The organism is Geodermatophilaceae bacterium NBWT11, assembly GCA_014218215.1.
Taxonomy (GTDB): Bacteria; Actinomycetota; Actinomycetes; order Mycobacteriales; family Geodermatophilaceae; genus Klenkia.
Map to the genome: position 1 here is coordinate 3,884,241 of CP043652.1, position 22,261 is coordinate 3,906,501.

At 72.5% G+C, this 22,261-nt stretch carries 17 protein-coding genes and 1 tRNA gene; 8 read left to right on the forward strand and 10 right to left on the reverse strand.

All coding sequences use genetic code 11. From position 1 onward, the window contains the following. Window positions 1-119: 119 nt before the first annotated feature. The 4 genes from gltB (at window position 120) to F1C76_18890 (ending at window position 8,742) form a co-directional block, all read left to right on the forward strand. Complete coding sequence (gene gltB / locus F1C76_18875; GenBank protein QNG38357.1) at window positions 120-4,784, forward strand: glutamate synthase large subunit; 4,665 nt, start codon at window positions 120-122, stop codon at window positions 4,782-4,784. Between the two features lie 35 nt (window positions 4,785-4,819). Then, window positions 4,820-6,304, forward strand: a complete 1,485-nt coding sequence (locus F1C76_18880; protein ID QNG38358.1) for a glutamate synthase subunit beta — start codon at window positions 4,820-4,822, stop codon at window positions 6,302-6,304. A gap of 122 nt (window positions 6,305-6,426) precedes the next feature. After that, window positions 6,427-7,842, forward strand: coding sequence for a pyruvate kinase (gene pyk / locus F1C76_18885; GenBank protein QNG38359.1), 1,416 nt, complete (start codon window positions 6,427-6,429; stop codon window positions 7,840-7,842). A 30-nt stretch (window positions 7,843-7,872) separates the two neighbouring features. After that, complete coding sequence (locus tag F1C76_18890) at window positions 7,873-8,742, forward strand: acyl-CoA thioesterase II (GenBank protein ID QNG38360.1); 870 nt, start codon at window positions 7,873-7,875, stop codon at window positions 8,740-8,742. Here the strand turns inward: F1C76_18890 and F1C76_18895 are convergent. Together F1C76_18895 and F1C76_18900 are read right to left on the reverse strand one after the other, a co-directional pair. Beyond that, complete coding sequence (locus F1C76_18895) at window positions 8,731-10,311, reverse strand: aminotransferase class V-fold PLP-dependent enzyme (protein QNG38361.1); 1,581 nt, start codon at window positions 10,309-10,311, stop codon at window positions 8,731-8,733. The genes F1C76_18890 and F1C76_18895 overlap by 12 nt on opposite strands. Before the next feature lie 13 nt (window positions 10,312-10,324). Then, window positions 10,325-10,398 (reverse strand) — tRNA-Leu (locus F1C76_18900). A 51-nt stretch (window positions 10,399-10,449) separates the two neighbouring features. Between F1C76_18900 and F1C76_18905 the strand changes: the two genes are divergently transcribed. Both F1C76_18905 and F1C76_18910 read left to right on the forward strand, forming a co-directional pair. Continuing rightward, window positions 10,450-11,052: a response regulator gene (locus F1C76_18905; protein QNG38362.1), complete on the forward strand. Its 603-nt coding sequence runs from the start codon at window positions 10,450-10,452 to the stop codon at window positions 11,050-11,052. 248 nt (window positions 11,053-11,300) lie between these two features. Then, window positions 11,301-12,641, forward strand: a complete 1,341-nt coding sequence (locus F1C76_18910; GenBank protein ID QNG38363.1) for an ABC transporter substrate-binding protein — start codon at window positions 11,301-11,303, stop codon at window positions 12,639-12,641. Window positions 12,642-12,712: 71 nt separating this feature from the next. Here the strand turns inward: F1C76_18910 and F1C76_18915 are convergent, their stop codons facing one another. The 5 genes from F1C76_18915 to F1C76_18935 form a co-directional block, all read right to left on the reverse strand. Next, window positions 12,713-13,042 (reverse strand): ferredoxin family protein, encoded by a 330-nt coding sequence (locus tag F1C76_18915; protein QNG38364.1) that lies wholly within the window; start codon window positions 13,040-13,042, stop codon window positions 12,713-12,715. A 22-nt stretch (window positions 13,043-13,064) separates the two neighbouring features. Beyond that, window positions 13,065-14,075, reverse strand: a complete 1,011-nt coding sequence (locus F1C76_18920; protein ID QNG38365.1) for an NAD(P)/FAD-dependent oxidoreductase — start codon at window positions 14,073-14,075, stop codon at window positions 13,065-13,067. Continuing rightward, a complete protein-coding gene (locus F1C76_18925; protein QNG39372.1) occupies window positions 14,072-15,643 on the reverse strand; it encodes a benzoate-CoA ligase family protein in 1,572 nt (523 codons plus the stop codon). Before F1C76_18925 ends, F1C76_18920 begins: the two co-directional genes overlap by 4 nt. A gap of 78 nt (window positions 15,644-15,721) precedes the next feature. Next, a complete protein-coding gene (gene boxB, locus F1C76_18930; GenBank protein ID QNG38366.1) occupies window positions 15,722-17,203 on the reverse strand; it encodes a benzoyl-CoA 2,3-epoxidase subunit BoxB in 1,482 nt (493 codons plus the stop codon). A gap of 2 nt (window positions 17,204-17,205) precedes the next feature. Further along, window positions 17,206-18,915, reverse strand: coding sequence for a benzoyl-CoA-dihydrodiol lyase (locus F1C76_18935; GenBank protein QNG38367.1), 1,710 nt, complete (start codon window positions 18,913-18,915; stop codon window positions 17,206-17,208). 133 nt (window positions 18,916-19,048) lie between these two features. On the opposite strand from F1C76_18935, the gene F1C76_18940 reads away from it, so the two are divergent. Both F1C76_18940 and F1C76_18945 read left to right on the forward strand, forming a co-directional pair. Next, entirely contained in the window at window positions 19,049-19,678 is a 630-nt protein-coding gene (locus F1C76_18940; GenBank protein ID QNG38368.1) for a hypothetical protein, read from the forward strand. Window positions 19,679-19,744: 66 nt separating this feature from the next. After that, window positions 19,745-20,605: a PaaX family transcriptional regulator gene (locus tag F1C76_18945; protein QNG38369.1), complete on the forward strand. Its 861-nt coding sequence runs from the start codon at window positions 19,745-19,747 to the stop codon at window positions 20,603-20,605. A 19-nt stretch (window positions 20,606-20,624) separates the two neighbouring features. Here F1C76_18945 and F1C76_18950 read toward each other — a convergent pair whose 3' ends face one another. The 3 genes from F1C76_18950 to F1C76_18960 all read right to left on the reverse strand — a co-directional run bounded on the left by F1C76_18950 (window position 20,625) and on the right by F1C76_18960 (window position 22,223). Next, window positions 20,625-21,050, reverse strand: a complete 426-nt coding sequence (locus tag F1C76_18950) for a DUF1772 domain-containing protein (GenBank protein ID QNG38370.1) — start codon at window positions 21,048-21,050, stop codon at window positions 20,625-20,627. Next, a complete protein-coding gene (locus F1C76_18955; GenBank protein ID QNG38371.1) occupies window positions 21,047-21,361 on the reverse strand; it encodes a hypothetical protein in 315 nt (104 codons plus the stop codon). Before F1C76_18955 ends, F1C76_18950 begins: the two co-directional genes overlap by 4 nt. Window positions 21,362-21,431: 70 nt before the next feature. Then, the gene (locus F1C76_18960; protein QNG39373.1) at window positions 21,432-22,223 is read right to left on the reverse strand and encodes an ABC transporter ATP-binding protein; all 792 of its coding nucleotides are present in this window, start codon (window positions 22,221-22,223) and stop codon (window positions 21,432-21,434) included. Window positions 22,224-22,261 lie beyond the last annotated feature (38 nt).

Below are 22,261 nucleotides of genomic sequence, written 5' to 3' on the forward strand. Positions count from 1 at the left end.
GCACCACCTGATCCACCTCCCCCCGCCCGCCCCTGACCACCCGGCCGGGCCCCACCGGGCCCCCCGCGAGCATCCGGCTCCTCCCGGACGACGCGGGTCTCGCCGTCGACGGGAGTGACATGTCTTCCTCCACCACGCCGACCACCACGCCGGCTCCTGCCTCGCGGGTCCCCTTCTCCGCGGTCCCGGCAGCCTCTGGGCTGTACGACCCGCGCAACGAGCACGACGCCTGCGGCGTGGCCTTCGTGGCCGACGCGCAGGGCCGGCGCTCGCGGAAGATCGTCGCGATGGGCCTCACCGCCCTGCACAACCTGGACCACCGCGGTGCCGCGGGCTCCGAGCCCAACTCCGGGGACGGCGCCGGCATCCTGACCCAGGTGCCCGACGCGCTGCTGCGCGCCGTCGTGGACTTCGACCTGCCCCCGGTGGGCGAGTACGCCGTCGGCGTGGGCTTCCTGCCCCGCGACGAGACCGAGCGGGCCGCCCGGGTCGCCGACGTCGCCCGGCTCGCCGCCGAGGAGGGCCTGGTCGTCCTGGGCTGGCGCGAGCTGCCCATCGCCCCCGAGGCCGCCGACATCGGCCCCACCGCGCTGGCCGTCATGCCGCACTTCGCCCAGCTGTTCGTGGCCGAGGGCACCGCGGCCCGCGCCGACGCCACCGCCTTCGGCGGCACCTCCACCAACCACGGCGTCACCCGGCTCGAGCGCCGCGCGTTCGTGCTCCGCAAGCGGGCCGAGCGCGCCGCCGAGGCCGACGGCAGCTCGCTGTACTTCGCCTCGCTGAGCTCCCGCACGGTCACCTACAAGGGGATGCTGACCACCGACCAGCTCCCGGCGTTCTTCCCCGACCTCACCGACGACCGGTACGAGTCGGCGATCGCGCTGGTGCACAGCCGGTTCTCCACCAACACCTTCCCGAGCTGGCCGCTGGCCCACCCGTTCCGGGTCATCGCGCACAACGGCGAGATCAACACCATCAAGGGCAACCGCAACCGCATGCGGGCCCGTGAGGCCAAGCTCGACACCCACCTGTTCGACGGCCCGGCCGGCCCCGCCTCCGAGCTCGGCCTGGAGCGCGTCTTCCCGGTCACCGCCGCCGACTTCAGCGACTCGGCCACCTTCGACGAGGTGCTCGAGCTGCTGCACCTGTCAGGTCGCTCGCTCCCGCACGCGGTGCTGATGATGATCCCCGAGGCGTGGGAGAACCACGCCGAGATGGACGCCGCCCGCCGCGCGTTCTACCGCTTCCACTCCGCGGTCATGGAGCCCTGGGACGGCCCGGCCTGCGTCGCGTTCACCGACGGCACCCAGATCGGCGCCGTGCTGGACCGCAACGGCCTGCGCCCCGGGCGCTGGTGGCGCACCAAGGACGACGTCGTCGTCCTCGCCTCGGAGGTCGGCGTACTCGACATCCCCGCCGGGGACGTGGTGGCCAAGGGCCGGCTGCAGCCGGGCCGGATGTTCCTGCTGGACACCGCCCAGGGCCGGATCATCGCCGACGACGAGGTCAAGGGCGCCCTCGCCGCCGAGCACCCCTACGACGACTGGCTGCACGCCGGGCTGATCCACCTGCCCTCGCTGCCCGAGCGTCGCCGCTCGCGGCCCAGCCACGAGTCCGTCGTCCGCCGGCAGCTGCTGTTCGGCTACACCGAGGAGCAGCTGCGCATCCTGCTGCAGCCGATGGCCGCCAGCGGGGCCGAGCCGATCGGCTCGATGGGCACCGACACCCCGGTCGCCGCGCTGAGCGACCGCTCCCGGCTGCTCTACGACTACTTCGGGCAGCTGTTCGCCCAGGTGACCAACCCGCCGCTGGACGCCATCCGCGAGGAGCTGGTGACCAGCCTGGGCCGCACCTTCGGCCCCGAGGGCAACCTGCTCTCGGCCACCCCGGCGTCCTGCCGGCAGGTCGTGCTGCCGTTCCCGGTCATCGACAACGACGAGCTCGCCAAGATCCTGCACATCGACGACGACGGCGACCTGCCCGGCTTCGCCGCCGTGCGGATCACCGGCCACTTCGACGTCAACGGCGGCGGCGACGCCCTCGAGCAGGCCATCGCCGCCCTGCAGACCAAGGTCAGCAAGGCCATCTCGGCCGGCGCGCGGGTCATCGTGCTCTCCGACCGGGACTGCGACGAGCAGCGCGCCCCGATCCCCTCGCTGCTGATGACCGCCGCAGTCCACCACCACCTGGTGCGCGAGCGCACCCGGATGGAGGTCGGGCTGATCGTCGAGTCCGGCGACTGCCGCGAGGTGCACCACGTGGCCCTGCTGCTGGGCTACGGCGCGGCCGCGGTCAACCCCTACCTGGCCTTCGAGAGCGTCGAGGACCTGATCCGCGACGGTCTGCTCACCGGCGTGCAGCCGGCCCAGGCCGTGCGCAACGTGGTCAAGGCCATGGGCAAGGGCGTCCTGAAGGTCATGAGCAAGATGGGCATCAGCACCGTCGGCTCGTACACGATGGCGCAGATCTTCGAGGCCGTCGGGCTCTCCCAGGACCTGGTCGAGAAGTACTTCACCGGGACGTCGTCCACCCTCGGTGGCGTCGGGCTCGACGTGCTCGCCGAGGAGGTGGCCATGCGCCACCGCCGGGCCTACCCCTCCAACCCCACCGAGGTCGCGCACCGCAAGCTCACCGTGGGAGGGGAGTACCAGTGGCGCCGCGAGGGCGAGGTGCACCTGTTCAACCCCGAGACGGTGTTCCTGCTCCAGCACGCCACCCGGTCCCGGCAGTTCGACGTGTTCGAGAAGTACACCGACGCCGTCGACCAGCTCTCCCGCGAGGCCTCCACGCTGCGTGGCCTGTTCGCGTTCAAGGAGGGCCTGCGCCCGCCGGTGCCGATCGACGAGGTCGAGCCGGTCAGCGCGATCGTGAAGCGGTTCTCCACCGGTGCCATGAGCTACGGCTCGGTCTCCCAGGAGGCGCACCAGACCCTCGCTATCGCGATGAACCGCCTCGGCGGCAAGTCCAACACCGGCGAGGGCGGCGAGGACGCTGACCGCTTCACCCCCGACGAGAACGGCGACCTGCGCCGCTCGGCGATCAAGCAGGTGGCCAGCGGCCGCTTCGGCGTGACGAGTGAGTACCTGGTCAACGCCGACGACATCCAGATCAAGATGGCCCAGGGCGCCAAGCCCGGCGAGGGCGGTCAGCTCCCGGGGTCGAAGGTCTACCCGTGGATCGCCCGCACCCGGCACTCCACCCCCGGGGTCGGCCTGATCTCCCCGCCGCCGCACCACGACATCTACTCCATCGAGGACCTCAAGCAGCTCATCCACGACCTCAAGAACGCCAACAACGAGGCGCGGGTGCACGTCAAGCTGGTCTCCGAGGTCGGGGTCGGCACCGTCGCGGCCGGGGTCAGCAAGGCCCACGCCGACGTCGTGCTGATCTCCGGCCACGACGGTGGCACCGGTGCCGCGCCGCTGACCTCGCTCAAGCACGCCGGCTCCCCGTGGGAGCTCGGCCTGGCCGAGACCCAGCAGACCCTGCTGGTCAACGGCTTGCGCGACCGCATCACCGTGCAGGTCGACGGGCAGATGAAGACCGGTCGGGACGTCGTCGTCGCCGCACTGCTGGGCGCAGAGGAGTTCGGCTTCGCCACCGCACCCCTGGTGGTCAGCGGCTGCGTGATGATGCGCGTCTGCCACCTGGACACCTGCCCGGTCGGGGTCGCCACCCAGAACCCCGAGCTGCGCAAGCGGTTCACCGGCCAGCCCGAGTTCGTGGTCACCTTCTTCGAGTTCCTCGCCGAGCAGGTCCGTGCGCTGCTGGCGCAGCTGGGCTTCCGGAGCATCGAGGAGGCCGTCGGCCAGGTCGAGGTGCTCGAGACCCGGGGCGCCATCGACCACTGGAAGGCAGCCGGGCTCGACCTCGCGCCGATGCTCGCCGTGCCGGCACTGCCCGAGGGCACCCCCCGCCGCCGGGTGCGCGGTCAGGACCACGGCCTGGACGTCGCCCTGGACCAGACGCTGATCCAGCTCTGCGAGGGTGCGCTGCTCGACGCCCGCCCGGTGAGCCTGCAGCTGCCGGTGCGCAACGTGAACCGCACCGTCGGCACGATGCTGGGCGCCATGGTCACCCGCCGCTACGGCGGCGAGGGCCTGCCCGAGGGCACCATCGACCTCACGTTCGAGGGGTCCGCGGGCCAGTCCTTCGGCGCCTTCGTGCCCGCCGGCATCACCATGCGGCTGCTCGGGGACGCCAACGACTACGTCGGCAAGGGCCTGTCCGGCGGTCGGATCGTCGTCCGCCCGGCGCTGGAGGCCACCTTCCCGGCCGAGGACGCCGTCATCGCCGGCAACGTGATCGGCTACGGCGCCACCGGCGGGGAGATCTTCCTGCGCGGTCGGGTCGGCGAGCGCTTCTGCGTCCGCAACTCCGGCGCGCTGGCGATCGTCGAGGGCGTCGGCGACCACGCCTGCGAGTACATGACCGGCGGTCGCGCGGTCATCCTCGGCGAGACCGGGCGCAACGTGGCCGCCGGCATGAGCGGCGGCATCGCGTACGTGCTCGACCTGGCCGTCCACCGGGTCAACGGCGAGATGGTCGACGTCGAGTCGCTGTCCACCGAGGACTCGATGTGGCTGCGGGAGACCCTGACCCGCTACCGCGAGGAGACCGGCTCCACGGTCGCCACCGCACTGCTGGCCGACTGGGGCCGCTGGTCCGAGCGGTTCAGCGTGATCATGCCGCGGGACTACCGCCGCGCCATGGAGGCCAAGCGGGCCGCCGAGGCCGCCGGCTACGACGTCGACCGCGCCGTCATGGAGGCCGCTCGTGGCTGACCTCTCCTTCCCCTTCGTCGCCCTGGAGGCCCGCTGTGCCTGACTCCACCGGTTTCCTCAAGTTCGAGCGGGCCACCCCGCCGCGGCGTCCGGTCGACGTCCGGATCATGGACTGGAAGGAGGTCTACCTCGAGCGCGAGAAGGGCGGCGAGGAGGCCTTCGGCACCGCGGCGCTGCGCACCCAGGCGGCCCGCTGCATGGACTGCGGCATCCCGTTCTGCCACCACGGCTGCCCGCTGGGCAACCTGATCCCGGAGTGGAACGACCTCGTCCGCCGGGACGACTGGCGCGAGGCCACCGAGCGGCTGCACGCCACGAACAACTTCCCGGAGTTCACCGGGCGGCTGTGCCCGGCGCCCTGCGAGGGCTCCTGCGTGCTCAACCTGACCGAGTCCCCGGTGACCATCAAGCAGGTCGAGGTCGAGATCATCGACCGCGCCTTCGCCGAGGGCTGGGTCGAGCCGCAGCCGCCGGCCGAGCTGTCGGGCAAGAAGGTCGCCGTGGTCGGCTCCGGGCCGGCCGGGCTGGCCACCGCCCAGCAGCTGACCCGGGCCGGGCACGAGGTGACCGTCTTCGAGCGGGCCGACGCCATCGGCGGGCTCATGCGCTACGGCATCCCCGAGTTCAAGATGGAGAAGCGCCACCTGGACCGCCGGCTGGACCAGATGCGCGCCGAGGGCACCCGGTTCGTCACCGGCGTGGAGGTCGGGGCCGCGGGCTCCGACGTCACCGTCGAGCAGCTGCGGTCGGACTTCGACGCCGTGGTGCTCTCCGGTGGGGCGACCGTCGGCCGTGACCTGCCCGCCCCGGGCCGGGAGCTCGAGGGCATCCACCTGGCGATGGAGTTCCTGCCCGGCGGCAACCGGCAGGCCCTGGGCCAGGTCGAGCGCGCCCCGATCGACGCCCACGGCAAGCACGTGGTGATCATCGGCGGCGGTGACACCGGTGCCGACTGCCTGGGCACCTCGCACCGGCAGGGTGCGGCCTCGGTCGCGCAGCTGGAGATCATGCCCGAGCCGCCGTCGTCCCGGGGTGCGAAGAACCCCTGGCCGACCTACCCGATGGTGCTGCGGGTGTCCTCGGCGCACGAGGAGGGTGGCGACCGGATCTACTCGGTCAACACCGAGCGCTTCGTCGGCGACGAGGACGGTCACGTCCGCGCCATCGCCGTGCACGACGTGGAGATGGTCGACGGGAAGTTCACCAAGGTCGAGGGCACCGAGCGCGAGCTCCCCGCCGACCTGGTCTTCCTGGCCATGGGCTTCACCGGTGCGCAGAAGGAGGGCCTGGTCGAGAGCCTCGGCGTCGAGGTCGACGGGCGCGGCAACGTCGTCCGGGACGCCGACTTCATGTCCTCGGTGCCCGGCGTCTTCGTGGCCGGGGACATCGGCCGCGGCCAGTCGCTCATCGTCTGGGCCATCGCCGAGGGCCGGGCTGCCGCCGGTGCCGTCGACACCTGGCTGACCGGGGCCTCCATGCTGCCCCGGCCGATCACCCCCACGGCGGTCGCACTCCGATAAGGACCCCGCTGCCCCCCACGACACGCTTCGCGCGCCGCGGGTCCCTGCAGCGGGGCCAGACATCATGACGTTTCCGTGGGGCGGTCCGGGTTCTCCCGGGCCGCCCCACTAGGTTGAGCACCATGTCCCGTCGCGCCAAGATCGTCTGCACCCTGGGCCCCGCCGTGGGCACCGCCGAGCAGATCACCGCCCTCGTCGAGTCCGGCATGGACGTCGCCCGGCTGAACTTCAGCCACGGCGAGCACGCCGACCACGAGCGCAACTACCACCTCGTCCGCACCGCGTCGGACTCCGTCGGCCGCGCGGTCGCCGTGCTGGCCGACCTCCAGGGCCCCAAGATCCGGCTCGGCCGCTTCGTCGACGGTCCGGTCCTCTGGGCCACCGGCTCCCGCGTGTGCATCACCGTCGAGGACGTCGAGGGCACCGCCGAGCGGGTCGGCACCACGTACAAGAACCTGGCCAACGACGTCCGCGTCGGTGACCGGCTGCTCGTCGACGACGGCAACCTCTCCCTCACCGTGGTCGAGGTCGACGGGCCCGACGTGTGGTGCCTGGTCCTCGAGGGCGGCGTCGTCTCCAACAACAAGGGCCTGTCGCTGCCCGGGGTCGCGGTCAGCGTCCCGGCGATGAGCGAGAAGGACGAGGAGGACCTCCGGTTCGCCCTGGGCCTCGGGGTCGACTTCATCGCGCTGTCCTTCGTCCGCAAGGCCGAGGACGTCGAGCTGGTGCGCGAGATCATGCGCCAGATGGACGTCGACCTCCCGGTCATCGCCAAGCTGGAGAAGCCCGAGGCGGTGGAGAACCTCGAGGCCATCGTCGAGGCCTTCGACGGGATCATGGTCGCCCGCGGCGACCTGGGCGTGGAGCTGCCGCTGGAGCAGGTCCCGCTGGTGCAGAAGCGCGCCGTGCAGGCCGCCCGCGAGCGGAACAAGCCGGTCATCGTGGCCACCCAGATGCTCGAGTCGATGATCAACTCCTCCCGGCCCACCCGGGCCGAGGCCTCCGACGTCGCCAACGCCGTGCTCGACGGTGCCGACGCCGTGATGCTGTCGGGGGAGACCTCGGTCGGGAAGTTCCCCATCGCCGCGGTGCGCACCATGGAGCGGATCATCGACGCGGTCGAGTCCGACGCGGTGCGGGTGCCGGCCCTGCTGCGCCAGTCCCGCTCGCGCTCCGGTGCCATCGTCCGGGCCGCCCGCGAGGTGGGCGAGGCCCTCGAGGTCGACGCGCTGGCCGCGTTCACGATGACCGGGGACACCGTCCGCCGGCTCGCCGCGCTGCACACCACCCTGCCGATCCTGGCCTTCACCACCGACCCGCGGGTGCGCAGCCGGATGGCGCTGTCCTGGGGTGTGGAGACCTTCCTGGTGCCCGAGGTCGGGCACACCGACGACATGGTCGGGCAGGTCGACTTCTCGCTGCTGTCGATCGGCCGGCTCAAGGAGGGTGACCGGGTGGTCGTCGTCGCCGGCTCGCCGCCGAACATCTCCGGCTCCACGAACCTCATCCGGGTGCACGAGATCGGCCAGCATGCCTGACCCCGCACCGGGGCCACGAGGCAGCACGGGATGACGGACAAGCTCCCGGCGGCAGCGCTCCTCGAGGTCCTGGACCTCGAGGAGCGGTCACCGGACCTGTACGTGGGCCAGACCCCGTCCACCCCGCTGCAGCGGGTCTTCGGTGGTCAGGTCGCCGCCCAGGCGCTCACCGCGGCCACCCACACGGTCCCGGCCGGTCGGGGGGTGCACTCACTGCACGCGTACTTCCTCCGTCCAGGCGACCCGCACGAGGAGCTGCGCTACGAGGTCGACCGGATCCGCGAGGGCCGGTCCTTCTCCACCCGCCGGGTCGTCGGCCGGCAGACCCGCAAGGGCGAGGACGTCGCGGTCTTCGCGCTGACCGCGGACTTCACCGAGGGGGAGGCCGCCGTCGTCGAGCACTCGCTGCCGATGCCCGACGTGCCCGGTGCGGAGTCCCTGCCCGGCATCGAGGAGGTCAGCGCTGCCCACCCGGGCCGCTCCACCGGTGCCCGGGCCTTCGCCCGCGTGGTCGAGCAGCGCTTCCTCGAGGACCCGTTCGACCCGGCGCCCAAGACCCCGCCGCACACCCAGAACCACACCTGGTTCCGGGTCACCGGCCGGCTGCCCGACGACCCCGGCGTGCACGCGGCAGCGCTGACCTTCGTGTCCGACCTGACCCTGCTGTCGGCGGGCCTGGCCCGCATCGGCGGCGGCTGGGGCGGTGAGCACGTGGGTGCCTCGCTGGACCACGCCGTGTGGTTCCACCGGCCGGTGCGGGCCGACGACTGGTTCCTCTACGAGACCGACAGCCCGGCCGCCGCCTCGGGACGGGCGATGAACCTGGGCCAGATCTGGGCGGCCGACGGCACGCACGTGGCGACCGTCGCCCAGGAGGGCCTCATCCGCTCACTCGGCTGAGGTCTGCTCCACCTCGGTCTGTTCCACCTCGGCCACGGTCTGGTGCTCCACCGGCTGCGGCTCGGCCGCGGCCTGCTCGGCCGCCTCGCGCTCGGCGCGCTCCCGCTCGGTCTGCTCGCGCTGCTGCTCGGCGAAGTCGGCCGCCAGCCAGTCGTGGTGCTCGCCCAGCAGCGCCCACAGCCGCTCCACGTGCCGACGCTCGGTGGCCGGTGACCCGATGGACACCCGGACCACCACCTCGCCGGAGACCGTGGTGTGGGTCAGGAACACCTTCCCGCCGTCGGCCAGGCGCTCGAGCAGGGTCATGGTGGCGACGTCGCCGTCCACCCCGTGCGGCCAGCGCGGCTTGAGGCACACCAGCGACAGCGGGTGCGGGGCGACGACGGAGAACCGGTCGTCGGCGCGCGCCCAGCCGGCGAGCTCCTGGGCCAGCGCCACGTGCCCGCGCACGTGCTCGCGCAGCCCCTCGGCGCCGTACCAGCGGACGACGAACCACAGCTTGAGCGCCCGGAAGCGGCGGCCCAGCTCGATCTGCCAGTCCCGGTAGTCGACCACCGAGCCGCTGTCGGTCGCGGCGTTGCGCAGGTACTCGGGGAGGATCGCCAGCGCGCCGGTGAGCGCGGCCCGGTCGGCGGTGAAGAACAACGTGGCGTCGAAGCCGGTGAGCAGCCACTTGTGCGCGTCGGTGGTGTAGCTGTCGGCCCACTCGACGCCGGCCTGCAGGTGCCGCAGCTCGGGCGCCACGGCGGCGACCCCGGCCCAGGCGGCGTCGACGTGCAGCCACACGCCGCGGTCCCGGCAGATCGGCCCGATGGCCTCCAGCGGGTCGAAGGCACCCGTGGACGTCGTCCCCACCGTGGCGCAGACGAGCACGGGGGTGAAGCCGCGGGCCACGTCACGGTCGATCCGCGCGGCCAGGGCCTGCGGGCGCATCGCCAGGTCGCCGTCGACCTCGACGATGCGCACGGCGTCGGTGCCGAGGCCCGCGATCCGGGCCGCCTTCTCCATCGAGGAGTGCGTCTGGGCCGAGACGTAGACGGTCATGTCCTCCGGCCGGACGCCACCGCGCACGGTGGCGCCGCCCGTGGCCTTGTGCAGCGCGGCGAGCAGGGCGACCAGGTTGGCCCCGGAGCTGGAGTCCTGGACGACCCCGCCGCCGGTGCCGGCGTGGGTGAAGGACTCAGGCAGCCCGAGCAGTTCGACGAACCAGTCCATGACGTGCTGCTCGAGCTCGGTGCAGGCCGGGCTGGTCACCCAGGACATGCCCTGGACGCCGAGGGCGGAGCTGACCAGGTCACCGAGCACGGAGGGCCCGGAGGTGTTGGCCGGGAAGTAGCCGAAGAAACCGGGGTGCTGCCAGTGCGTGAGGCCGGGGACGACGACCCGCTCGAGGTCGGCGAGCACGTCGGCGATCGAGCCGCCCTGCTCCGGGGCGTGCGCGGGGAGCTGGGCCCGGACGTCGCCGGGGGACACCCGGGACCGCACCGGCAGCGACTCCACCCGCGCCATGTGGTCGGCCACCCAGTCCACGACCTCGTGCCCGTGCTGGCGGAACTGCTCAGGAGTCATGTGGCCGGTCACGTGCCCCCGGTCCGATTCGAACGGACACTGTGCGGGTTTTGAATCCGCTCCCTCTGCCAGTTGGGGTACGGGGGCCTCGGTGGAGCGTACGACGCACCGGGCTCGCGGCCTCGCTAGGGTGAGCCGGTGAGCAACGAGCCGACCCGGGTCCTCATCGCCGAGGACGAGGCACTGATCCGCCTCGACCTCAAGGAGATGTTGGAGGAGGAGGGGTACGTCGTCGTCGGCGAGGTCGGTGACGGCCAGGCCGCGGTCGACCAGGCGCGCGAGCTGCGGCCCGACCTCGTCGTCCTCGACGTGCAGATGCCGGTGCTGGACGGGTTGTCGGCCGCCGAGCAGATCGCGGCCTCGCGGATCGCCCCGGTGATCGTGCTGACGGCCTTCTCCCAGCGCGAGCTGGTCGAGCGGGCCCGAGACGCCGGCGCGATGGCGTACCTGGTCAAGCCGTTCTCCAAGGCCGACCTGGTGCCGGCCATCGAGGTGGCCCGGGCGCGGTTCGTCGAGATGACCGCGCTGGACGCCGAGGTCGGCGACCTCAAGGAGCGCCTGGAGGCCCGCAAGGTGGTCGAGCAGGCCAAGGGCAAGCTGATGACCGACCGCGGGATCAGCGAGGCCGAGGCCTTCCGGTGGATACAGCGCACGGCGATGAACGAGCGCACCTCGATGAAGGCACTGGCCCAGCTGGTTCTCACCGACGGTGTCGGCCCGGCGGAGACCCCCACCGCCTGATCGCCCGCAGGGACCCGTTCGGGTCCGTTCGGGACCGGGGTCGCCCGGGTGACGGGCGTGTTGCCCAGAACCACGCGTGTCACGGGTTCCGACCGATCAGGTCACGACCTCATCACGGTGCGGTCGAGAGGGCTCTCGGTGTCCCACCACACAGCTAGGTTCCCCCCACTGGTCGGACAGGCCCGGGTGCATCCGCGCCCTGGCCCGGGTCCGGCCGAGCGATGGAACACCTCACTGGGAGTCACTTGATGCGCACTGGCACCTTCGCCCGCGCTGTCGCCGTGTCCGGGGCCGTCCTGCTCGCTGCAACCGCCTGTGGCGGCGGCAGCGACAGCGACGACGCCGCGGCCACCAGCGGTGGCAGCGGGGACAGCGGTTCACGGCAGGTCAACGTCTACGGCACCGACGGCAACATGGGCAACGCCCTCGGCAACGACTTCTCCGAGCCGGGCGCCCTGGCTGGCATGCGGGGCACCACGCCGCTGACCGAGCTGTCGGGGGACTTCACCGACCGTCTGCTCGAGATCAACCCCGACCTGCAGGACTACAACTACGCGGGTGAGTCCTACGACGCGGTGATCATCACCGCGCTCGCCGCGCAGGCCGCCGGCACCAACCAGGCGACGACCTTCGGGCCGTACGTCAACGGCATCACCTTCGGTGGGGACGCCTGCTCGGACTTCCAGGCCTGCCTGGACATCATCACCGCCGGCGGGAACGTCGACTACGACGGCATCACCGGTCCGCTGAGCTTCGCCGATGCCGGCGAGCCGGCCGAGGCCAGCTTCGGCCTGCTGCAGTTCGGTGACGACAACCAGATCGACGACAGCCTGACCGAGTTCGCCCTCGCGGGCGACGAGGCCAACGCCGCCTCCGACGAGGGCCCGGCCTACGCCGCGGCCGGCGCCACGGGCGACCCGCTGATCATCGGCACGCTGCTGCCGCTGACCGGCAACCTGGCCTTCCTCGGGCCGCCGGAGGTCGCCGGCGTCCAGCTGGCGATCAACGACATCAACGCCGCCGGTGGCGTCCTGGGCCAGCCGGTCCAGCTCGTCGAGGGTGACTCCGGTGACGCCTCGACCGACACCGCCACCCAGACCGTGGACCGCCTCCTGCAGTCCGGCGTCAACGCGATCATCGGCGCTGCCTCCTCGGGCGTGAGCCTCACGGTCATCGACACCATCACCGGTGCCGGCGTCCTGGAGTTCTCCCCGGCGAACACCTCCGACCAGTTCACGACCTACGACGACTCGGGCCTGTACTTCCGTACCGCGCCCGCGGACACGCTGCAGGCCCGTGCGCTGGCCGACCTGATCGGTGCCGACGGCAACAACACGGTCGGGATCCTCGCGATCAACGACCCGTACGGCACCGGCCTGGCCGAGAACGCCCGCAACAACCTGATCAGCGACGGTCTGTCCGAGGACGACGTCGTCTCGATCACCTACGACCCGCAGGCTGCCAACTTCGACTCCGAGGTGCAGCAGATGGTCGACCTCAACCCCGACGCCATCGTGGTGATCGGCTTCGAGGAGTCCTCGCGGATCATCCAGGGTCTCAACGCCCAGGGCATCGGCCCGCAGCGCTGACCCCAGCACCACCTGTACGCACGAACGGCCCGGCCCCCGTCAGGGAGCCGGGCCGTTCTGCGTGCCGGGGGTCAGAGACCGGCCACCAGCTCGGTGTCCACGCCGATCCGGCCGGTCTTGCTCGCCCCGCCGGGGTTGCCCAGGGGCGCGTCCCGCCCGGGCAGCAGCTCCAGGAAGAACCGCCGGTTGTCCTCCACGTGCGGCTCGTTCTCCTCGGTGACCCGACGGTCCTGGGCGATGGCCTCGACCGGGCAGGCCGGCTCGCACGCCCCGCAGTCGATGCACTCCTTGGGGTTGATGTAGAGCTTGGTGTCGCCCTCGTAGATGCAGTCCACGGGGCACTCGTCCACGCAGGACATGTCGGTGGTGCCGATGCACTCGTTGCCGATCACGTAGGGCACGGTTGATCTGTCTCCAGTCGGTTCAGGCGGTGGCGAGCGCGGGGGTGCCGGTGCCGGCGGGGTCGTCGCTGCTGTGTCCGGGGAACAGCGGCTGGTCGGGTAAGAGGTGGGTGGCGGCGTTGTTCACGGCGGTGGCGGCCTCCCCGAACCCGACCGAGATCAACCGCACCTTGCCCGGGTACTCGGTGATGTCCCCGGCCGCGTAGACCCCGGGGACGGTGGTGCGCATGGCGGTGTCCACGGTGATCTTGCGGTCGACCACGTCGATGCCCCACCGCTCGAGCGGGCCGATGTCGGCGGTGAAGCCGAGCGCGGCGATGACGGCGTCGGCCCGGTGCTCGGTCACCGTGCCGTCCTTCGCGCGGACGTGCACGGCGCGCAGGACGTCGTCCCCGGTGAGCTCGTGCACCTGGGCGTCGGTGACGACGACGGTCGACCCGGCGTGCATGTCGGCCACGCTGGCCGCGTGCGCCCGGAAGGCGGCCCGCCGGTGCACGACGGTGACCGAGGCGGCCAGCGGTTCCAGGGCCAGGGCCCAGTCGACGGCGGAGTCCCCGCCGCCGACGACGACGACGTGCTGGTCGGCGTGGGCGGCGAGCTCGCGGACCACGTAGTGCAGGCCGCGCCCCTCCCAGACGTCCCCGCCGGGGAGCGGGCGGGGGGTGAAGGTGCCGATCCCACCCGTCACGACGATCGCACCGGTGTCGATCCGGGTGCCCCGGTCGGTGGTGACCACCAGCCGGCCGTCGGGACGGCGCTCCAGCTCCTCGGCCCGTTCGCCCAGCACGTAGGTCGGGTCGAAGCGCCCGGTCTGGGCGACGAGCCCGGCCACCAGGTCCCGGCCGCGGACGGCGGGCATGCCGGCGATGTCGTAGATCTGCTTCTCCGGGTAGAGCGCGGTGACCTGCCCGCCGGGTTCGCTGAGGCTGTCCACGATCGCGGTGCGCAGCCCGCGGAACCCGGCGTAGTAGGCCGCGTAGAGCCCGGCAGGTCCGGCACCGACGACGAGCAGGTCGACCTCGACGTCCCTCACGCGTCGGCCCCGGTCAGCCGGGCCACGGCCAGCTCGCGCACCCGGAAGCGCTGCAGCTTGCCGGTGGCGGTCATGGGGAGCTCGTCGAAGACCAGCACGTGCCGCGGGCGCTTGAACGCCGCCAGGCCCTCCCGGCAGAAGGCGACCAGGTCCGCCCCGGTCGTGTTCGAGGCGGGGTCGAGCACCACGCAGGCGACCGGCTTGTCCAGCCCGTCGGCGTCGGGGATGGACACCACGACCACGGAGCTGACGTCGACGTGCTCGCGCAGCCGGGTCTCCACCTCGGTGGGGGAGACCCAGATGCCACCGGCCTTGATGATGTCGTCGGTGCGCCCCAGGGAGGCGAAGTACCCGTCGGGCCCGCGGACGTAGGTGTCCCCGGTGCGCACCCACGGGCCCTGGAAGACCCGGCGGCTGACCTCGGCGCGCTGCCAGTACCCGGTGGCGGCCGAGGACCCGCGCACGTAGAGGTTGCCCGGGGTGCCGTCGGGGACGGGCCGGCCGTCGTCGTCCTCGATCTTGGCGTCGTACCCGGCCACCAGCTCCCCGGTCGAGCCGGCCCGCGCCCGCCCGGGACGGTTGCTGATGAAGATGTGCAGCATCTCGGTCGACCCGATGCCGTCGAGCATCTCCACGCCAAAGCGGTCGGTGAGCCGGGTGAACAGCGCGGCCGGGAACGCCTCGCCGGCCGAGACGCAGGCCCGCACGGAGGCGAACGCGTCGGGGGGCAGCTGGGCCGCCATCAGCGCGGCGAAGTAGGTGGGGCCGCCGAAGAACAGGGTGGGCCGCAGCTCGGTGAGCACGCGCAGCGTCCCCGCGGGGCTGGGCCGGTTGCGGTCCAGGACGGTGCTGGCCCCGGCGCCGAACGGGAAGGTGAGGGTGTTGCCCAGGCCGTAGGCGAAGAAGAACTTGGCCACCGAGAAGGTGACGTCGTCCGGACGCATCGCCAGCACGTCGCAGGCGTAGGTCTCGTAGGTGTCGCGCAGCGAGCCGTGCCGGTGCATCGCGCCCTTGGGGGTGCCGGTGGTGCCCGAGGTGTAGAGCCAGAACGCGGGGGAGTCGGCCACGGTCGGGTACGGGTGGACCTCCCGGCCCTGCCCGGTGGCCACGAAGTCCGTCCACCGGTGCACCCGGGCGCCCCGGACCTCGGGCAGGTCGCCGTCGGTGAGGACGACGACGTCGGCCAGGCCGGGCAGCCCGCCGACGGCCGGGGCCAGCGCGAGGAACTCCGAGCTCGTCGCGAACAGCCGGGCCCGGCTGTCCCGGGCCAGCACGGCGACGTCCTTGGGCGTGAGCATGGTCGACACCGGTACCGGGACCGCACCGATGCGCAGGCCCGCCAGGAACGCGGTGAGGAGCTCGGGGGTGTCGCCCATGCACAGCAGCAGGCGTTCCTCCGGCCGGACGCCGGAGGCCAGGAAGGCCGCGGCCAGCGCGGACACGGCCGCGTCGAGCTCGCCGTAGGTCAGCGTGCGGACGCTGCCGTCCAGGTCGATGGCGGTGATCGCGAGCCGGCCGGCGTCGGCCCGGGCGTGCCGGGTCACCAGCCACTCGGCGGCGTTGAACAGCTCCGGGCCCGCCGCCCCTGCGGCGGAGGGGACGGGCCCGGTCACGGCGTCGGCGCTGACGTCGAGGGTGGTCATCTCCTAGAAGCGGACGTAGTCGTACTCGACGGGCATGTCGTTGATGCCCACCGACGGCGGCGCGATCCAGGAGGCGAACTCGCCCTCCTCGTAGTGGGGCGTCATGAGCGCCGCGACCTGCTCGCGGTCGTCGGGGGTGGGCAGCCAGTCACCGACCGAGCGCTCCCAGGTGGCGTCGTCCACGATCTCGCCCTGCGGGCTGACGTGGTGGCCGGAGAAGGCCCCCACCCGGCGGTTGAAGCCGTCGTGGGGCAGGTAGAGGCGCTCCTCCAGGCCGGCGTCCTCCAGTGCCTGGTTCCAGCGGCGCACGCCGTTGACGCAGTCGGCGGTGTACTCGTTGCGCAGGTCCAGGTTCAGTGCGGTCAGCAGCGGGACGGTGCGGGTGGTCAGCGCGCCGTCCTCGATGCCCGGGACGTCCATGGTCAGGTCGTGCAGGAGGTGGTCGTCCTTGCGGCGGGTCTCCATCCACCGGCCCTTGAGCCCGGCGGTGTAGTACTTCGCCACGTTGGACGACGTCTCGGAGCCGAAGAGGTCCATCGAGACGGAGAACTGGAAGTTCAGGTACTTCTGGATCACGGTCAGCGGGATGGCCCCGTGCTGCCAGAGGTCCTCGGTGCCGTGCTCCGCCATCAACGCTGCCGTGCGCTCCACGGTCCGCTGCACCCCGGTGGTGCCCACGAACATGTGGTGGGCCTCCTCCTTGAGCATGAACTCGCACGTGCGGGCCAGCGGGTCGAAGGCGGACTCCTTCATCGTGCCGAGCTGGTACTTGCCGTCCCGGTCGGTGAAGTAGGTGAACATGAAGAACTGCAGCCAGTCGGTGGTCTCCTCGTTGAAGGCGCCCAGGATGCGGGGGGAGTCGAAGTCCCCGGAGTTGCGCTTGAGCAGCTCCTCGGCCTCCTCGCGGCCGTCCTTCCCGAAGTGGGCGTGCAGCAGGTAGACCATCGCCCAGAGGTGCCGGCCCTCCTCCACGTTGACCTGGAACAGGTTGCGCATGTCGTACAGCGAGGGCGCGGTCATGCCCAGGTGGCGCTGCTGCTCGACCGACGCGGGCTCGGTGTCGCCCTGGACGACGATCAGCCGGCGCAGGTCCGAGCGGTACTCACCGGGCACCTCCTGCCAGGCCTTCTCGCCCTTGTGCTGGCCGAAGGAGATGGTCCGGTCCGGGTCCTGCTCGGCCAGGAAGATGCCCCAGCGGTACTGCTCCATCGGCACCCGGTCGAAGTGCGCCCAGCCGTCCCGGCCGACCGCGATCGCGGTGCGCAGGTAGACGTCCTGGGTGGGGATCGACGGGCCGAGGCTGCCCCACCAGTCCAGGAACTTGGGCTGCCAGCCCTCCAGGGCGCGCTGCAGCTTGCGGTTCCCGGCCAGGTCCACGTTGTTGGGGATGCGCTCGGAGTAGTCGATGGTCGACGTCGGACCGGTGGGAGCCGGGGCCTGGCCGGTCAGCGTGCCGGTGCTGGGGGTCGATTCGGTCGTGGTCATGGTCAGACCCGCTTCCTGTCGTAGTCGGCCCGCTGGCCGGAGCCGTAGCGGCGCAGTGCTCCCTCGGGGCCAGCGGCGTTGGGCCGCTGGAAGATCCAGTTCTGCCAGGCGGTGAGCCGGCCGAAGACCTTGGTCTCGGCGGTCTCCTGGCCGGCGAAGCGCAGGTTGGCCTCCATGCCGGTCAGCGCGTCGGGGGAGAAGCTGGCCCGCTCCTCCACGACCAGGCGCACCTCGTCCTCCCAGTCGATGTCGTCCGGGGTCGTGGTCACCAGCCCGAGCTCCCGGGCGTCGGCGGCGAGCAGGTCGCGACCCACGGCACCCTCGGCCGCGGCCAGCTCGGCGGCGCTGCCCAGGAAGCGGACCTGCAGCCGGGTGAGGTCGTTGCCCATCGGCAGCGGCCCGGTGTTGGCCGGGGTGAGCCGGATCACCGCGGGTGCTGCGGGTTCCTCGTCGTCCTCGAACCGGCCCTCCAGCATGAACTGCCGGTCGGCGGACAGCGCGATCTCGGCGAGCAGGCCGACGAAGCAGGAGCCCGGCTCGATCAGCGCGAAGAGGCTCCGGCTGGTGGTGTCCAGCCGCTTCACGGTCCGCTTGTAGAAGCCCCAGGTCTCGTTGACCAGCCAGTCGTCGCGGTGCTCGAGCAGGAAGGCGTCCCAGGCAGCGGCGGTCTCGACGTCGCCCTCGGTGCGCAGCAGCCAGGTGCCGATGCCCAGCTCGTTGGTGCGCAGCCGCAGGATCGCGTCGTCCAGCTGGCGGGTGACGGCCAGCGGCCAGGCGGCGGCACCGGCGGCGTGCAGCTCCTCGACCGACCCCGGGAGGGTCGTGGGCCCCAGGACGGTGATCGTGGCTGTCCCGGCGGCCCGGTCCAGGACGACGCGGACGTGGGCGTAGGCCGTGGTGTCGCCGTCCACCTCGCGGACCAGCGGGGTGAGCTCGACCCCGGTGGCGCCGGCGCCCGGGCGGGAGGAGCCGGCGGCGGCCTCGGTGGCCCGGGTGCGGACGACGTCGTCGAAGTCGCGGGCCTTGGCGACGGCGTCGACCAGCCGCCACTGCACCGCGCGCTCCCCGCGCACGCCCTCCGAGGTGGTGGAGAAGACGTCGGCGAGGTCGCGGCGGACCCCGCGCTTGTCGACCAGCCGGGTGAGCCCGCCGGTGCCCGGCAGCACGCCGAGCAGCGGGACCTCGGGCAGCGAGACCGCCGAGGAGTTGTCGTCGACCAGCACGATCTGCTCGCAGGCCAGGGCGAGCTCGTACCCGCCGCCGGCCGCGGTGCCGTTGACCGCGGCGATGAAGGGCAGGCCCGAGTGCGCGGTGGCGTCCTCGATGCCGTTGCGGGTCTCGTTGGTGAACTTGCAGAAGTTCACCTTCCAGCTGTGTGCCGAGCCGGCCAGCATCCGGATGTTGGCCCCGGCGCAGAACATCCGGTCCTTGCCGCTGGCGACCACGACGGCCCGCACCTCGGGGTGCTCGAACCGGATCCGCTGGACCGCGTCGTGCAGCTCGATGTCCACGCCCAGGTCGTAGCTGTTCATCTTCAGCTCGTAGCCGGGCACGATCCCGCCGTCCTCGGCCACGTCGAGGGTGAGGGTGGCGATCTCCCCGTCGGTGCTCAGCGTCCAGTGCCGGTACTGCGCGGGGGAGGTGTCGAAGGAGACCTCGGCCGGGCCTGCTGGTGCCTCGTCGGTCTGTGGGCGGTCCTCGAGGGTGGTCACGCTGCCTCCTGGCCCGCCGGACGGCGGGGGGTCGGCCCGGTGTCCCGGGGGTGTCGCGGCTCACTATGACGTGCTACACCTTGCTGCGCAAGGTGCCCATGACGTGTAGACCGCAGTCGCCGAGGAGGCCGCCGTGCCCGAGACGTTGCAGTGGGTCGCCGATCCCGACCCGCGCTGGGACGACGACCGGACACGGGTGTTCGCATCCGTCCCACCTGGTGTCTTCCCCGACCAGGAGCGCACGGCGGGGGAGCAGCTGACCGGAGACTGGTGGTCGGTGCGCTCGGCCGGGGGCGAGGTGCTCGGCTACGGGTGGCTCGACGACGTCTGGGGCGACGCGGAGGTCCTGCTGGCCGTCGACGGCAGGGCCCGGGGCACCGGCGCCGGTTCGTTCTGCCTGGCCCGGCTCGAGGCCGAGGCGTCCGCGCGGGGGCTCAACTACGTGGTCAACGTGGTGCGGGACGCCCACCCCGACCGGGATGCGGTGACCGGCTGGCTGCTGGCCCGCGGGTTCAGCGCGGCCGAGGACGGGCGGCTGCGCAAGCGGGTGGGCGGCCGGCGGGTCGGCCAGGACACCGGCGGGTCACCGGCGACCGGACCGGCACCCCGCCCCGACGACGGCGCGCGGGCCCGGTACGAGGCCGAGCGGGACCGGGTCGCCGGGCACCGCCACGAGGGGTCCGACCCGGTCGGCTCCGCGCCTCGCGGGCCCGGTGCCGAGGAGAGCGGCGGGTACGTCGACCCCGAGCAGCACCGGTACTAGTCCGGGCGGGTGTCGGTCTCCCCACGTCCGGTGCCCGCGGCTGGCACCGGGTGCCACCATGGACCGGTGACAGCTGCGCGGGAGACGCCGATCGAGGGGCCGACCCTGACCCGGCGGCAGGAGCTCGGCGCGGCCAGCGCCCGCAGCCTGCTCCTGACGGTGCTCGGTGAGTTCGTGCTGCCGCGCGGGGAGCAGGTGTGGACCTCCACCCTCCTGGAGCTGGCCGCCGACCTCGACGTGGCCGAGAAGGCCGCCCGGCAGGCGCTGATGCGCACCGCCGACGACGGGTGGATCGCCGCCCAGCGGATCGGCCGGGAGACCCGCTGGGGGCTCACCGAGCAGGGCACCCGGCTGCTGACCGACGGCACCCGGCGGATCTACGACGCCGCGTCGGAGGAGCAGCCGTGGGACGGCAGCTGGCTGGTGCTCACCGTGACCGTGCCGGAGAACGCCCGGGCGCTGCGGCAACGGCTGCGCACCCAGCTCGGCTGGGCCGGGCTCGGCTCGTCCAGCCCGGGCGTGTGGGTGACCCCCCGGGTCGACCGCGAGGCCGAGGCCGCCCGGGTGCTCGAGGAGCTGGGCCTGACCGCGGGCAGCTGGTCGTTCGTGGCCCGGTCCGGACAGATCGGCGACCAGCGGTCGCTGGTGCGCAGCGCGTGGGACCTGGACGCGATCGAGACCCGCTACGAGGAGTTCCTGGAGCTGGTGGGCTCCCGTCGTCCGCGCACCGACCGGCAGGCGCTGGTGGCCCAGGTGCGGCTGGTCCAGGAGTGGCGGCGCTTCCCGCTGCTGGACCCGGGCCTGCCGCGGGAGCTGCTACCGCCGCGGTGGAGCGGCAACCGGGCCGCCCAGGTCTTCCGCGAGCGGCACGCCACCTGGGCCCCGCGCGCCCGCAGCGCCTGGGAGTCGCTGGCCCGCACCGACTGAGCGGCCTCGACGGGGTGCCTCAGCCCAGCACGAGCCACCCGGCGAGCACGACGTTCGCACTCGCAGCGGCCACCCGCACCGAGTCCACCCGCAGCAGCCGGCGGTGCGCGTCGGCGTCCCACCCGACGTCGAGCCGGCGGTGCAGCGGGACGGCGCCGGCTGCGGTGACGCCCAGGACGACGGCCAGGCACACCGCGCTGCCCAGCACGGGCAGGGTCGGGACGTCGCCGCGCAGCAGGAGCACCAGCAGCCAGACCGTGGTCGCGCCCTGGCCCACGAACAGCGGGCCGACCACCCGGGTCACCCGCTGCTGGTGGGCCCGCTCGTAGGCGGCGAAGCCCTCGCCCACCCCGGCGAACTGGGGGTAGACCAGCACCCGCACGGTCCACTGGAACCCGGCGTACCCGGCGACCAGCACGAGGTGGGCGACCGCGAGCAGGCTCATCGGGTCTTCGTGGGCTTGCCCCGCCAGACGAGGCTCTGCCGGTCGAGCTCGCGCAGCAGCGGGTCGCCCTCGGCGGCGATGCGGTCGGCCAGCGCCACGGCGGCGGCGAGGCGGTCGTCGTCCAGCTGGGCGAAGGCGGGGGAGCGACGGCGGTCGAGCACGTCGTACCAGCGGCCCCCGACGGCGTGGTCGAGCACGATCCGGCCGAAGCAGTGGTCGGCGGTCACCACCCACCCCTCGGCCCGAGCCCGGCGGGGCAGCTCACCGAGCACCAGCTCGCGGTAGCGGCCCACCAGCTCCTCCCGCGTCACCGGCCCATGACAGCACGATGCCGGCCGCCCCGCGTGTGCGGGGCGACCGGCATCGGGTGTGCTGCTGCGGTCACTGCGCCTTGGCGAGGGTGCCCAGGTACAGCTCGACGACCTTGGGGTCGTTCATCAGCGACTTGCCCGTGTCGGTGTAGGCGTTGCGGCCCTGGTCGAGCACGTAGCCGCGGTCGCAGATCTGCAGGCACCGGCGGGCGTTCTGCTCGACCATGATGATCGAGACGCCGGTGGCGTTGATCCGCCGGCAGCGGATGAAGACCTCGTCCTGGTAGGCGGGGGACAACCCGGCCGAGGGCTCGTCGAGCAGCAGCACCGACGGGTCCATCATCAGCGCCCGGCCCATGGCGACCATCTGCCGCTCGCCACCGGACAGCGACCCGGCCTTGCCGTTGCGCCGCTCACCGAGCAGCGGGAACAGGTCGATGACGTAGTCGAAGCGGTCCTTGAACGTCTTGGGCCGCAGGTAGACGCCCATCTGCATGTTCTCGGCGATGGTGAGGGAGGGGAAGACGTTGTTGTTCTGCGGGACATAGCCCACGCCCATCTGCACCAGCCGGTGGGCCGGTGCCGAGGTGATCGTCTCCCCGCGCAGGGTGACCCCGCCCGACCGGACCGGGATCAGCCCGAACAGTGCCTTGAGCAGGGTGGACTTGCCGGCCCCGTTGGGACCGATGATCCCGACCAGCTCGCCGTCCTTCAGGTAGAAGTCGCAGCCCCGGAGGATGTTGACCCCGGGGACGTAGCCGGCGACCAGGTCGTCGGCGCGCACCAGCGCACCCTCGGCGAGCTTGAGGTGCTCCTCGCGGGTGGCCGCCTTCTCCGCGGGGGAGAGCTCGGCCGAGGCCACGGTGTCGGCGCGGGTGACGTCCTCACCGGTCTCGTCGA